The sequence below is a fragment of the Bacillus cereus group sp. MYBK79-1 genome (assembly GCF_051915365.1).
Lineage (GTDB): Bacteria > Bacillota > Bacilli > Bacillales > Bacillaceae_G > Bacillus_A.
Genome location: NZ_JBQAEO010000019.1, coordinates 32,050 through 45,009, shown reverse-complemented (window position 1 = coordinate 45,009; position 12,960 = coordinate 32,050). Strand labels below are relative to the sequence as shown.

The window sequence follows — 12,960 nt, the reverse complement described above, 5'->3', positions numbered from 1 at the left end:
GTTTTTAATCATTAGCAGCAATATCCACCATAGCCGCCAGCATAACCGCCGTAACCACCATAACCACAAGAACCGCCACCGCCGAAGCAGCTAGCACCGATGATGATTAATAAAATAAACAATACGATTAGAAGCGCAAAACCGCCACCGCATCCTTTTCTACGGTTACAATCATCATGTCTGTGTTCATAATTTTCGCCCATTACTCTATTCCTCCTTTAGTATCATTCATAACAAGTTCATCTTGCTCTAAATGAGGGGATTCCATTTATAGTATGTTTTCAGGGCGAATAGGAAGCTTGGCTTACGTAAAAACGGGCTTGTTTTTAGAAATGGGCTTTATCAAAAGGCGAATTAGCCTTATCAAGATATAAGCATAAAGCATTTGACATAATTCAAATTTCTCACTAAAATTTAATTGAACGACCAATCAATTTTTTGACTTAACATTCAAATTATATAAATCAGGAGTTGAATAGTATGACTGATTCTTTTATTGCAGAGGCTAGACGCGAACAAATTATTCTTGCATGTATTGATACATTAGAAGAGGTTGGATATAACAACTTAAGCTTAACTAAAGTAGCGAAGAAGGCGAAGATTAGCACTGGACTTATTTCTTATCACTTTAACGATAAGCTTTATCTTATGAATCGTACATTACAGTTTTTAGTTAACAAACAACATGAATTTATTAGTCATCGGGTGATGTTGGCTCAATCTGAAATAAAAAAACTAGAGGCCTTTATTGAAGCGCATTTGGCCTATCAAGAAACTCATTATAAAAATAATATTGCCTTAATCGAAATTGTCTTTACTGCGCGAAATGAAGATAGTGTTCCTTATTACAGAATTGAAGAAGACGACGATGATGTTATTAGAACGATGTTATTGGATATTTTAAAGACCGGCCAACAAAATGGCACGTTTTCTAACTCTTTTCAAACTAACATATTAGCTTCTTTTATTTTAGGAGCAATTGAAGAAAGAATGTTGAAAGCAAATTCCTCTATATCTATAGAAAATTACTCAAATGAGCTTATAAAGATGGTGAAAAAACTCATTAGTTAAACATGCCATAGTCTTGAAAATTAATTAAGAAAGGATGAACTACCCATGAAAAATACATCTGTCATTGGATTAGGCTTTTTAGAAAAACTACTTGCTATTGTAAGCCCAATCCTTTTAGGAATAATCGGATATTTTTCACCTAAATTAATAGGAATTATAAAAAGTATCCCTCTTTTTTCTGATTCAAAAATTATAGAACTTTTAAATTCTATTAACCCTTTCTGGCTTCCAATTATCCTCATGTTCATTGGTGTCATTGCTGGAATTCTATTTTCTCTAATTATTTATAGTGATGCTTTAAAGATGAAAATTAATTCAGAAATTATTCATATTAGTAAAGGTGATCAAGAAAAACAAATTACCAAGGCGAAGGTAAAAGCGGTTTTTGTAGAGAAGCGTCAAGTGGTGGTCATTGATCACAAGGACCGAGAATGGTTACGTGAAACGTCTGATATTAACCCAAATAAAATTAAAGATACCTTCTTACTGCACGGATTCCAATGGGTGGAACAAGATCCTTATAAGGAGGATTATAGCCTATGGAAATTAGAAGATGAGCAATTTAGTAAAAGTGTAAATACAATTTTGTATGAAAGACGAAATGCCCTTCGAGAAGGAAATTCGAAAAAAAATAAGCATTTACGTAAAGATTTGCATGAATTAGGGGTCTTTGTCAAAGACGAAGGAGAGGATCAATATGTCCGTTCTATTAAAGAATAAAATGCGAGAAAAACAAATATACAAAACAACTCGTCCTGTATAATTGTAAGTAACTAGGCCATGAAAAATAGCTAAACCCACAGAAAAATTGAATTTCCTCTGTGGGTTTTATACATTTAAATATTTTTCTCTCCTAAATAAACATATCCAATAAAAGCGCAAAACCAAATGCAATAAATGATAACAATGTCTCGAGTACCGTCCACGTTTTAAACGTTTCCTTCACCGTTAATCCTAAATACTCTTTTACAAGCCAGAACCCTGCATCATTTACGTGAGAAAACATTAATGATCCTGCCCCCGTTGCAATAACAAGCAACTCCAAATTTACACCTGACATGTGCTGAATAACTGGTGAAACAATACCTGCTGCTGTCGTTAATGCGACTGTTGCTGAACCTGTTGCAATTCGAATTAATCCAGCTACCATGAAAGCTAAGACGATTGGTGATAACGATATATGTTCTGCCATTTGCGCAATCGCCGTTCCAACGCCGCTCTCAATTAATATTTGTTTAAATCCACCGCCTGCACCAATAATTAAAATAATAGAACCGACTGGTAGTAAACTTTCATCCGTTAATTTTTTAATGACCTTTTTATTAATTCCTTGTCTTATTCCAAGTAAATAGAACGCTGCGAAACATGAAATAAGTAAAGCAATTACTGGACTTCCTATAAATACAAAAAATTCAGTTATCTTTTTCGGTAATGAAATATATGGTGCAACTACTGATAAAATCATTAGTACAACTGGTAATAAAATAATAAAAAATGAAACTTTACGACTCGGTAAATCTGTTGATACAGTCGTAACTCGAACAAGCTCTGGTTCATTTTCAGGTATAACCCTTTTATGTACCCACTTTGCAAATATCGGTCCTGCGATAATGGCTGCTGGTAACGCGATAAGTAACGAATATAAAAGTACCGTTCCTAAGTTGGCGTTATAAATACCGATTGCTGTCATCGCCCCTGGATGTGGTGGCACGAGCCCGTGAACAATAGATAATCCAGCAATAACAGGTAACGCAATTAATAATATATTTTGCTTCGTCGTTTTCCGAATTGAAATAACAAGTGGTAATAAAATGACGATCCCCACTTCAAAAAATACTGGAATCCCTATAACAAAACCTGCAAATAACATAGCCCACGGTAGCTTCTTCACACCGAAAAATCGAATAAAGAAATCTGCCACTTGCATGCCAGCCCCTGAATCGGACATCATTTTTCCTAAAATTGTTCCGAGAGCTAAAATACCGACTAAATGCCCTAGTACACTACCAACACCAGTTTCATAGGCAGTCACTATTTTCGTTAAATTCAGTCCAGACATAATAGCTAAAAATAAACTAGCAACTGTTAAACTAATAAATGCATGCCATTTCCACCATGATACCCCTAAAATAACAATCGCGATTGCAAGTAACGTGACGATTAATAAGTATATATCCATCTCTCATTCTCCTTACTTTTCCCTCGTATTTATGGACAGTAAACATCCGATTGGTGTGGGATGCATCCAATTCATGTTTCACTTTATAAAAAAAGAGGGACAATCCCCTCTTTTTATACGTCGTAATTCACTACATAATGCTGCATTTCTGTATTGTAGTAGCCTTCGCTATATTCAATTACTTCGCCAACTTCATCGTAAGAATAGCGCATACGTTTTAATAGCGGTGTCCCCTCTTTTTCACCTAACGCTTCTGCAACAAAACTAGGAGCGGCTCCGACTGCGAATTCATCTCTGAAGTTTTCTAAATGTATGCCTCGGTCTTCCACTAAATCGTAAAGCGATTGCAAGTCAAAGTCCGATAAATCTGTACTTGCCATGCGTGCTGAGAAATAGTGCGTATAATGAATGTACGGTGCATCATTTAAAGCGTATAGACGCTCAATACGAAAACTCGCCTTACCGAATAATCGAAATGGCACTGTTCCTTCTTCATTATGAACGACTTCTGCTTTTAACAATTTCTTCTGTACTTTATATCCTTCTTCCACTAACACTTCTGTAAATTTCTTACCCTTTGATAATTTTGTCGCAGACGTATTACGGATGACTTTCGTTCCTTTACCGCTTTTCTTTTCTAAATACCCTTCTTGAACGAGTTCTTTAATCGCATTTCGTACTGTAATTTTACTCACTTTGAACTCTTCTTCTAACTGCGGTTCGGAAGGAATATTTGTATGAATTGCATATACACCATGCAATATTCGATCACGAATAATATTTTTTATTTGTAAATATAATGGACCTCTTTTTCTCGTTACGTTCACCGTTACACCCACTACCTTTCTACATCACCTACTGATGCCGTCATCGCCCGAAGTATATCTTTCTCTGATGACATTGGCGTATCACCGACGATTGTATGTGCAAGCATTCCAGCTGCTGACGCAAATGAAACAGCTTTCTCTGGTGCAAACTCTTCTATCTCGCCATGAATAATCCCGCTCGTATAAGCATCTCCAGCACCTATTCTATCATATACAGAAAACGTAAGTGTTTTTGCAAAAGTGAACGCACCATCTTTACATATAAACCCGCGAAGCGAGTGTGTATTATCGCTATTAATAGAGCGATGTGTACCAGCAATTGTAGCGATATGATATGTTTCAGCAACCTTTGGAATAAGGTCAACAAGTTGCTCCTCTCGCTCTGTCTCTTCTGTTTTCATTCCAAGAACAAACATTGCATCTTTTTCGTTCATCATAACGATATCAGCAAGAGCTAACATTTCTTCATAATGCGGTTTCGCCTGCTCATATCCGTCATCTCCCCAAAGAGATGGACGATAATTGCAATCAAAAACAACAGTACCTCCGCTTTCTTTAACTGCTTTCGCTAAAGATTTCATATGATGGCGCACCGTATCATTCATCGCAAGTGTAATCCCGCAAAAATGAACGATATCAATTTCCTTAGCGATTTCTTCAAACTGGTACATCTCTTCACATGCTGTATTGAAGCTACTTTCTAATCGATTCGAATATGTAACGCGGCTTGCACGCGCTCCAAATCCATTTTCTAAAAAGTACATGCCGACGTATTTACCGCCTCTTGAAATAAACGGCGCCTGAATGCCTAACTTTTGAATATGTGATACCGCAGCATCCCCAACCGAGTTTTCTGGTAAAGTTGAAATAAGAAAGCCTTCATGCCCGAGATGAGAGAGTGCTGCTGCAACGTTCACACCTGTGCCAGAAAATGAGTAATGTAATGTGTTAGCTTGCGATAACAATTCATATCCTGGTACTTGCAGGCGCATCATTACTTCGCCAAATGCTGCAATTTTCTTACGCATTTTGATCAACTAGCTTCTTCACTACCGCTAATAATTCGCGAACATCTTCTACTTTCGTATTACCAGTTTCTTTATCAATAATAGAAGAGTATACGTGCGGGATAACTTGCTCTACATTTGCCTCTAATGCGATACGTACAATTGTTTCAAAGTTTTCTTTATCAATTCCGCCTGTTGGCTCTAATGCAAAGCCTTCTTCCGCACAAGCTTTCGCAACTGCGCGATATTCTTCTTCATGAGCCAAGCCTTTCATTGGGAAGTATTTCAATGAATTTCCACCCATATCACGTACAAGTGCGATCGCTGTTTTAATTGGAACGATTGCTTTTTCTTCCCCAGCTGCACTAATTGGACCAGTAGAAATATTTACGTACCCTACTTTTCCTGTTGGTGATACTAAACTATTAATCCAGCTATCTTTTCCGCCTAGATTTGCACGTGTCGCTCCAACTGAAGGGAACACTTGGTTAATATGGCTACCAGGGTAATGCTTCGCAATTTCAGCTACAACTGCCGCTTGGCGATTATCTCCTGCTCCTAGTCCGATTGATACAGCGTCATCAATTTCTTTTCCGTATGCTTTCATCGCTGTCACTGCTTCTTCCACTGTTGGGTAGTCTTTTGATAACACTCCCACTACTACATAACCTTCTGCTGCTTCAAAAATATCTTTCGCATTTTCTATATTGTTCGCTAATACATTTAATGCTACGCGGCCTTTATAAAAACGTTCTTGAATGTTTGTCATTTTAATTTCCCCCTACAATTTCTCTCAATTTTTCTTCAATCACATGTATGTCATCACCTTGAAGTGGACGTGGATCAATATCAAAGAATCCTTGTCTTACTCCATAATCACGTGTGTAAATGGCAATTTCCCCTTCTCGTAATGCTGTTACAACGTCTTTTGCTGATTTATTTAACTCATTCTCGTTAATGTGAATACGAGCTCTGAAGATTGCTCTTCCCGCTTCATCTTGCACGATCGTTACATTTACACCGTTTAATTCTTTCAGCGGTATAAGTACTTGTAACAACTCTTTTTCTTGCTCACTCTTATCTTCTTTTACTCCGTACTCATCAAGCGCTTGAAGTAAACCGAAAGTCGTCTCTTTCCCAACCTTCATACTTCTTCCGATGCAATGTAATTGCACTTTTAGCCATTCGATATACTTTCGTTTACCACCGACAATACCAGAAGTCGGTCCTTCAATTGCCTTTGAGCCACTATAAATGGCAAGGTCTGCATACTTCACATATTTTTGAATATCTTCTTCAGCTGCTGCATCGACGATCAGTGGTACGTTATTTCGCTGCGCAACTCCCCATGCTTCTTCAACAGAAATCATATTTTTTTGCACGGCATGATGGGATTTCACATACAGAATCGCTGCTGTATTTTCACCAATCGCATCTTCAATATGCTCTGCTTTCCCTTCATTTGCGTAGCCAACTTCTACAAGTTTACCGCCGCCTAAATAAATCATCGTTTCAACAGGAGCACCGTATTGAACGTTATGACCTTTTAACATAATCACTTCGTTTTTCGCGATGACCTCTTGATGAAGTCTTTCACTTTTACGGCGATTTCCTTCTGTAACGATACCAGCGATAGAAAGCGCAATTCCGCTCGATGCTGAATTCACAACGACCGCTGCCTCTGAATCTAGAATTCTCGCAATATGGTCTCCCGCTTTATCTACTAAATCTGCAATTTCCACATAATTTTGTCCACCATGTTTCATCGCATCCATAACTGTATCTGTAGGAGCGGATACACCTAAAATACTCATCCTACCGCTCGCATTAATCACTCTTTTCAATCCGTACTTAGCATTCAATGAATGACCCATTAATTACAACCCCTTTCGTATCAATTCTTCTTTCAGCAATGCGCTGATCCCCTTCTGAATCAATTAACGTAACCTTCTCATCTTTCACCGTAAATAAAGTTAAATTTGCAATATCGCCTTCTTGAATACGGCCAAGCTCTGGTTTTTTCAGCCACTCTGCCGCATTTTTCGTCACCGCATCAATTACTTCTTCTAGCGGATACCCTAAGTAAAGGAATTTCGAAAGAACGTGAGCCATACTATACACTGGACCGTGTATACGATTCTTTCGGTAAATATCTGTACTAATTGTATTAAAGGCAATACCGTGCCGCTTCGCCGCCTCTGCTACTTTAAAAGAAAAACTAGCATTACCGTGACCAACATCTAAATGAACACCGCGTTTTACTGCATCTAGTAACACTGGTAGCGGTTTGCCTTCTTCATCAAATAAATTATTTTCTTTCCCGTTTAAGTAATGTGTAATCACATCATCTTTTTCTAAAAGAGGTACAACTTCCTCTATGCGAGGAGGTGCTGAACCTATATGTACCATAATCGGCAATGATGTTTCACGGGATAAAGAGCGTGCAACATGAAGCGGTTCAATTCCACTATCACAAACGACACTTTTACTCATTCTCGCCTTTAATCCAACGATTACATCTTTATACTTTTCTACTGCTTCTATTACTTTCTCTTTATCTATCCATTCCATGTTGGATAATTCATCAATTCGTTTCAAACCGATGCGAGAAATATTTAAAAAGGCAAATAAATTCGTTTTTGCCTGCTCTCTATTTTTTACTAAATCTGCAATACGATCAGCTCCGCAGCTACCCGCATCAACAATTGTCGTTACCCCTTGCTTAACGCCAATTTCATCCACCTCATCGCCATACGGATCAAACTCTGGAAAAGCATGAACGTGTAAATCAATCCAGCCACTCGATACGTAAGTACCTGCGTAATCAAGAACCTTTCCACCCTCGCCAGCACCAGCTTTCGTCACCTGTGCGATTTTATTATTTTCAATTACAATGTCAATCTCTTCCCCGTTCACACGTTTCACATTACGTAGTACGAATCGTTCTGTCATTGTACTTCCACCCTTTTCTATAAGAAGCCATAAGAATACGCTTACATTGAAGTTTCATTTTTATTTATCTCTTTCACATATTTAGAGTAGCACAAAAAAAGGGAGAAGTAAATATAACGTTATAATGTTTAGTCGTACATTGCTTTCTTCACTAATTTATATTACGAATGTAAAAATCAAATAAGAAAAAATTCAATAAATATGAATAAAATATAGATTTGAATAACCTTTCTCCATTTGTAAAACAACTTAACATGGTAAAATAATATTCGGATGGGCGTCCAATACATATAAATTAAGATGGTTCAATTCGAAGGAAGGCACCTTATAGTGTCTTTGCTTTATGAAAAAAACCTCCAATAAACGGAGGTTCTTTTTTCATAAAGAAATATTTTTTATGTATCAGTAATTCGATATATTATAAAGGATTTACATTAAATACAATAGCCCAAGTGATACCAACATAAACACCTTTACCTTTATTATTAGCATCAACTCGAGCAGCTAATAAAGCATAATAACCGCCTGTTACCGCTACACCCATACCAATAATAGGCATTACTCTCGATGCTAATGTTCCAACAATAGTTCCTGTACTTGCAACCGTATTTAATTCAGAAACATATGTCTTTGCTTGAGAATTATTAAACTTTCTTTCATACCCCCACCAATTATAAGTCCATGAACCATAAACAGCAGCATACGCTACAGGACCCGCAGGAGTTACATTTGTAATTGTTAAATCCGGATTAATAGTAATAGTATTTAATTCAACTTGAGAGTTTAAAAAATTAAAATGCTCCTGTAATTTATCTAGTTCAAACTTTTGGTATACATCTTGAGGAACAAATTGAGTGAAGCCAATTTTTCCATCTTCTTTAAGTTCAACATATTGCTCTACAGTTTTTATCATATTTTGTTCTTCAAATGATAACTGTTCAACATTATTTTGTTGAATATTCAATTCTTCTTTCACTGGAGTTACTGCATTAGGCGTATCTGCATGAGCAGCTCCAGCAGCAACAGACGAGAATACAAGCAATGAAGATAAAGTAGAAATAGTAATTTTTTTCATAAATTAAGTCCCCTTTTTTTACATTTTTGTATTTTTCTAGTATAATATATAATTAGTTGGTTATAATGTCAACTATTAAATAAAAAGTATTTTTTTTACATTTTTTTTGGAGGTGATAATTATGTTAAATATGCTAAGAATATTGCTTACTAGTTTAGTAACTCTACTAGGTCTATACGCATTATTAACGCAAGACTTTAAGCTTCTTCCTTTAACCTTCTTATTCTTGGGACTATCTATTTTAATTAACGGTGTGACAGATCTTAAGGAAAATCGTAATTTTACGTCTTATACTAGTTTTTTAGCTGCAGCTTTCCTTATTTTTGTAGCAATTTACACAGCTATAATTAGATAAATGAGATAATAGTGCTATTAAAATTATCTATATAAAATAAAAACCTCTTATCTAATTAAGAGGTTTTTATTTTTGTAGTAGACATTAAAATAATATAATTTAATGTTTACATATTTAGAAATTCATAACAAGTCTAGTTATCTATGTATTTTTTTGATATAATTTACTTGGGAAAAAGTGGAAACTTAACCAAGTTTATAATTAGTCATATGTAAATATTCCGAATAATCCGTTCCAGTAATTCTATATAACATATGGTTATCACGTCGGTGGAAGGCATCTGAGGGTGTCTTTTTTTCTAGAAGTCCTCTATTGTAGACTATTTAATTGAGGGGTACTGCAAAAAAACTTTTTTATTATTTGAATATAGGTTTAAATTTTATGAGCTTGGATATACGATTTTACTAACTTTGTTCTACTTGAATTAGAATAAAGTTTAATATCATATTTTACATAAACATTATAAGCATCTTTGTCTACATATTTTTTACTGTTCACCAATAATTTGTACCTAATTTTAAATCTGAAGAAGCTTTTCAAACTAGATCGCCAACAACACCTGACCATACGAATTATTTTTGCATCCCATCTTGAAATTCCATCACTAGCAGGTGTTACAGTAAGAATACTACATTACTACGATAAAATCTGCTTATTAAAATCAGTATCCAAAACAGAGGGCAGCCATCGTTTGTATACAATAAAAACTAGAAGAATTGTACCCATTCTTCTAGTTTAAAGAAACATCTATTCCTGTACCGTCACAATAACCCCATCTATATTATTCCCCGAAATTTCATACTGCTTATTCGCTGGAACATTCACTTTCCTGCTCCCGGACACTTTATAATAAGAAACCGTATATTTCTTACCTTCCACATCAGTTGAAATTTCTTTTTCATCTTTTAAGAAGTCCAAATATTCCTCTAGCGTAATTTTCTTTTTTTGCATAATCGCACTATGAGGTAAGCCTACATAACGTATATGCCACGGCTCATATTGAATGCCTGTAATATCACTTTTATTTTTCGGATAACGTAAAACAAAGCCGTACTTCCATACGTTCTCTTCAATCCACTTTCCTTCAGGCGCTTTCTCCATTTTCTTTTGCGTAGATCCAACGTCCAGTGATAATCCTAAATTATGTTCACTGTATCCTGCTGGAAGTGCATAGTCAGAGCCCATTTTTTCATATAACTTTTCTTGCTCTTTAAAATCTCGATATCCGCTATTCATTAAGAAATGCTGTATGCCATCTTTTCCAGCTGCATCGACAACGTTCAAAAACTTGCTCACAACATCCTTTGATAAACGAAGATTTCTATCAAATATGACGTAACCTCTTACTAATTCACTATTGTGATTTACATTTATAATATCAGACCTAATACTGTCTTTTTTAACTGGGTAATCTTTATTAACTAATAACAGATCGCCTTTATAAATTTCTTCTTTTGTAATCTCTATCTGTTCCGTATTCGCAGCTCTTACCGCATTATCTTTGTCTGCAACTTTAACATCGATCTCCTTTTGAAATAACGGTGATATATAAAAGCCTACGCAGATTGTGCATACTATAAAAAGAGAAATAAATACCCACTTTTTCATTTCTAGTTCCTCCTTAACGTAACTTACGTATAGAATAGAAAAAACTATTAAAATAAAAAGTGGGGTAAAGTTTAAATTTTTATTAAATTGCTTCGCTCTCTTCTTTTGGCAATCTCACTTCAAATATCGTTCTAATTACATTACTTTCAGCAGAGATCGTCCCGTCATGCTGTTCAACGATATTTTTCGCAATAAATAGCCCCAGGCCTGTACCACCTTGTTGCTCTGATCTTGCCTTATCACCTGTATAAAACATATCAAAAAGATACGGTAAATCTTCTTCTGGAATGCTATCTCCGTAATTAATAATTTGAACGACTACTTCTTCACTCTCAATATATCCATTCACATCAACAAACTTCCCATCATACCCGTAGCGAATCGCATTCGTTAAAAGATTTTCAAATACCCTTGCTAATAATTTCCCGTCACCGTTAATAGGTAAATGCGGCGTGATATGCAATCTCGCTTCCAAACCCTTCTTTTCTAATAACGGATATAATTCTTCATCCAACTGAATAAGCAATTCCCCTATATCAATTGATCTTTTTTCCAGCTGCAGCATCCCATAATTCATTCTTGTGATTTCAAATAATTCATCAATTAAACTTTCCAGCCTTTCAGATTTCGTAAAAGCAATTGTGGAAAAATGTTTAATTTGTTCCTTCGTCAAATTCTCATCTTTAAGAATTAAATCTAAATATCCTAAAACAGATGTTAACGGTGTTCTTAAATCGTGAGCTAAGTTAACAATAAGCTGATCTTTACTACTTTCCGCAAAGTCTCCTCTTTCAACCGCTTCCTTTAATTTTTCACTTGCTACATTAATTTCGCCAGCGATATATCCAAACTCATCATTTGATGAAACGCGTACTTCATTTGTAAAATCTCCGTTCGCCAAATGATGAATCCCATTTGAAATCTCATCAAAATATTTTAAATATGGTCTAGTAAGGAAGAAGAAAAACATAATGGATAGAGGGATGAAAATAATTAAAAAGAAATTAACATCCCCAATTTGTCTTACCATTGAACGGAATTGGGCTAATGGATCTTCAAAACGAACGACTAATTTATAGTAGATCCGTAATCCTTCATAAATGATATACGTTACCCCACCCGCTAATATCATACTTAACGCAAATAGCATAACCATCTTCGAGCGAAAGCTTCTCATCTTTTTAGCCATTGAAAGTATACCCTACTCCCCACACTGTTTTTATTAACTTATTCTTTCTTTTATCTTCCCCAAGCTTTTTCCGCAATGTACGAATATGTACCATAACTGTATTTCCACCTTCAAAATAATCATCGGCCCATACTTGCTGAAAAATATTTTCCACATTGTATACTTTCTTCGGATGGCTCGCTAATAAATATAAAATATCAAACTCTTTCGGTGTTAATTCAACTTGTTCTCCGTACACATTTACTGTTCTTCGCTCAGGATCGATAACGACTCCGCCTACCGCTAAAGCAGATTTACTCTCCGCTACTTTCGGCTGATTTAACGTAAGAAATCGGCGTAATTGTGCATTTACACGCGCAACTAATTCAATCGGTGTAAAAGGTTTCGTCATATAATCATCTGCACCTAATACTAAACCTGTCACCTTATCAAAATCAGACGTTTTCGCACTTAAGAAAATGATTGGCATATGATGCTTCGCGCGAATTTGACGCGTCACTTCATAACCATCCATTTTCGGCATCATAATATCTAGAACCACTAAGTCGATTGACTGCGTTTCAATAATATGAATTGCCTCTTCTCCATCAGCCGCTTTTACGACGTGATAACCTTCTTTTTCTAAATGTATCTCAATTAAATCAGCAATTTCTGCCTCATCATCCGCTATTAAAATTGAAATGCGCTTCATTTTACT

General features: G+C 35.8%; 14 protein-coding genes and 1 pseudogene. 4 read left to right on the top strand and 11 right to left on the bottom strand.

The features are described 5' to 3' along the window. Positions 1 to 11: 11 nt before the first annotated feature. On the bottom strand, positions 12 to 203 hold the full coding sequence (locus tag ACTFOB_RS22720; protein ID WP_151631711.1) for a YjcZ family sporulation protein: 192 nt from the start codon (positions 201 to 203) through the stop codon (positions 12 to 14). Between the two features lie 277 nt (positions 204 to 480). On the opposite strand from ACTFOB_RS22720, the gene ACTFOB_RS22715 reads away from it, so the two are divergent. Beyond that, on the top strand, positions 481 to 1,071 hold the full coding sequence (locus ACTFOB_RS22715; RefSeq protein ID WP_440029096.1) for a TetR/AcrR family transcriptional regulator: 591 nt from the start codon (positions 481 to 483) through the stop codon (positions 1,069 to 1,071). A gap of 45 nt (positions 1,072 to 1,116) precedes the next feature. Then, positions 1,117 to 1,791, top strand: a complete 675-nt coding sequence (locus ACTFOB_RS22710) for a YqeB family protein (protein ID WP_440029097.1) — start codon at positions 1,117 to 1,119, stop codon at positions 1,789 to 1,791. 133 nt (positions 1,792 to 1,924) lie between these two features. Here ACTFOB_RS22710 and gntP read toward each other — a convergent pair whose 3' ends face one another. The 7 genes from gntP to ACTFOB_RS22675 all read right to left on the bottom strand — a co-directional run bounded on the left by gntP (position 1,925) and on the right by ACTFOB_RS22675 (position 9,111). After that, complete coding sequence (gene gntP, locus ACTFOB_RS22705) at positions 1,925 to 3,250, bottom strand: gluconate permease GntP (RefSeq protein ID WP_440029099.1); 1,326 nt, start codon at positions 3,248 to 3,250, stop codon at positions 1,925 to 1,927. A gap of 113 nt (positions 3,251 to 3,363) precedes the next feature. Beyond that, positions 3,364 to 4,089: a GntR family transcriptional regulator gene (locus ACTFOB_RS22700; protein WP_440029100.1), complete on the bottom strand. Its 726-nt coding sequence runs from the start codon at positions 4,087 to 4,089 to the stop codon at positions 3,364 to 3,366. Then, entirely contained in the window at positions 4,089 to 5,105 is a 1,017-nt protein-coding gene (locus ACTFOB_RS22695; protein WP_440029102.1) for a sugar kinase, read from the bottom strand. Before ACTFOB_RS22695 ends, ACTFOB_RS22700 begins: the two co-directional genes overlap by 1 nt. Beyond that, a complete protein-coding gene (gene dagF, locus ACTFOB_RS22690) occupies positions 5,098 to 5,853 on the bottom strand; it encodes a 2-dehydro-3-deoxy-phosphogluconate aldolase (RefSeq protein WP_440029104.1) in 756 nt (251 codons plus the stop codon). The genes ACTFOB_RS22695 and dagF overlap by 8 nt, the downstream gene beginning before the upstream one ends. A gap of 1 nt (position 5,854) precedes the next feature. Further along, positions 5,855 to 6,958 (bottom strand): DgaE family pyridoxal phosphate-dependent ammonia lyase, encoded by a 1,104-nt coding sequence (locus ACTFOB_RS22685; RefSeq protein ID WP_440029106.1) that lies wholly within the window; start codon positions 6,956 to 6,958, stop codon positions 5,855 to 5,857. After that, a complete protein-coding gene (locus ACTFOB_RS22680) occupies positions 6,936 to 8,036 on the bottom strand; it encodes an amidohydrolase/deacetylase family metallohydrolase (protein ID WP_440029107.1) in 1,101 nt (366 codons plus the stop codon). The genes ACTFOB_RS22685 and ACTFOB_RS22680 overlap by 23 nt, the downstream gene beginning before the upstream one ends. Positions 8,037 to 8,454: 418 nt before the next feature. Next, positions 8,455 to 9,111, bottom strand: a complete 657-nt coding sequence (locus ACTFOB_RS22675) for a hypothetical protein (RefSeq protein ID WP_440029109.1) — start codon at positions 9,109 to 9,111, stop codon at positions 8,455 to 8,457. A gap of 121 nt (positions 9,112 to 9,232) precedes the next feature. On the opposite strand from ACTFOB_RS22675, the gene ACTFOB_RS22670 reads away from it, so the two are divergent. Continuing rightward, positions 9,233 to 9,466: a DUF3953 domain-containing protein gene (locus tag ACTFOB_RS22670; RefSeq protein ID WP_440029111.1), complete on the top strand. Its 234-nt coding sequence runs from the start codon at positions 9,233 to 9,235 to the stop codon at positions 9,464 to 9,466. A 595-nt stretch (positions 9,467 to 10,061) separates the two neighbouring features. Next, positions 10,062 to 10,166 (top strand): annotated as a pseudogene (locus ACTFOB_RS22665) (MerR family DNA-binding transcriptional regulator); the annotation flags it as partial. Between the two features lie 47 nt (positions 10,167 to 10,213). Here ACTFOB_RS22665 and ACTFOB_RS22660 read toward each other — a convergent pair. The 3 genes from ACTFOB_RS22660 to ACTFOB_RS22650 form a co-directional block, all read right to left on the bottom strand. Beyond that, the gene (locus tag ACTFOB_RS22660; protein WP_440029113.1) at positions 10,214 to 11,074 is read right to left on the bottom strand and encodes a M15 family metallopeptidase; all 861 of its coding nucleotides are present in this window, start codon (positions 11,072 to 11,074) and stop codon (positions 10,214 to 10,216) included. 82 nt (positions 11,075 to 11,156) lie between these two features. After that, the gene (locus tag ACTFOB_RS22655) at positions 11,157 to 12,263 is read right to left on the bottom strand and encodes an ATP-binding protein (RefSeq protein WP_440029115.1); all 1,107 of its coding nucleotides are present in this window, start codon (positions 12,261 to 12,263) and stop codon (positions 11,157 to 11,159) included. Then, the gene (locus ACTFOB_RS22650; RefSeq protein ID WP_440029117.1) at positions 12,256 to 12,954 is read right to left on the bottom strand and encodes a response regulator transcription factor; all 699 of its coding nucleotides are present in this window, start codon (positions 12,952 to 12,954) and stop codon (positions 12,256 to 12,258) included. Before ACTFOB_RS22650 ends, ACTFOB_RS22655 begins: the two co-directional genes overlap by 8 nt. Between the last annotated feature and the right edge of the window lie 6 nt (positions 12,955 to 12,960).

Excerpts from the sequence above, each read along its gene's own strand:
- ACTFOB_RS22720 (WP_151631711.1), bottom strand. The coding sequence starts at position 203 with ATGGGCGAAAATTATGAACACAGACATGATGATTGTAACCGTAGAAAA.
- ACTFOB_RS22715 (WP_440029096.1), top strand. The coding sequence starts at position 481 with ATGACTGATTCTTTTATTGCAGAGGCTAGACGCGAACAAATTATTCTT.
- ACTFOB_RS22710 (WP_440029097.1), top strand. The coding sequence starts at position 1,117 with ATGAAAAATACATCTGTCATTGGATTAGGCTTTTTAGAAAAACTACTT.
- gntP (WP_440029099.1), bottom strand. The coding sequence starts at position 3,250 with ATGGATATATACTTATTAATCGTCACGTTACTTGCAATCGCGATTGTT.
- ACTFOB_RS22695 (WP_440029102.1), bottom strand. The coding sequence starts at position 5,105 with ATGCGTAAGAAAATTGCAGCATTTGGCGAAGTAATGATGCGCCTGCAA.
- dagF (WP_440029104.1), bottom strand. The coding sequence starts at position 5,853 with ATGACAAACATTCAAGAACGTTTTTATAAAGGCCGCGTAGCATTAAAT.
- ACTFOB_RS22685 (WP_440029106.1), bottom strand. The coding sequence starts at position 6,958 with ATGGGTCATTCATTGAATGCTAAGTACGGATTGAAAAGAGTGATTAAT.
- ACTFOB_RS22680 (WP_440029107.1), bottom strand. The coding sequence starts at position 8,036 with ATGACAGAACGATTCGTACTACGTAATGTGAAACGTGTGAACGGGGAA.
- ACTFOB_RS22675 (WP_440029109.1), bottom strand. The coding sequence starts at position 9,111 with ATGAAAAAAATTACTATTTCTACTTTATCTTCATTGCTTGTATTCTCG.
- ACTFOB_RS22670 (WP_440029111.1), top strand. The coding sequence starts at position 9,233 with ATGTTAAATATGCTAAGAATATTGCTTACTAGTTTAGTAACTCTACTA.
- ACTFOB_RS22660 (WP_440029113.1), bottom strand. The coding sequence starts at position 11,074 with ATGAAAAAGTGGGTATTTATTTCTCTTTTTATAGTATGCACAATCTGC.
- ACTFOB_RS22655 (WP_440029115.1), bottom strand. The coding sequence starts at position 12,263 with ATGGCTAAAAAGATGAGAAGCTTTCGCTCGAAGATGGTTATGCTATTT.
- ACTFOB_RS22650 (WP_440029117.1), bottom strand. The coding sequence starts at position 12,954 with ATGAAGCGCATTTCAATTTTAATAGCGGATGATGAGGCAGAAATTGCT.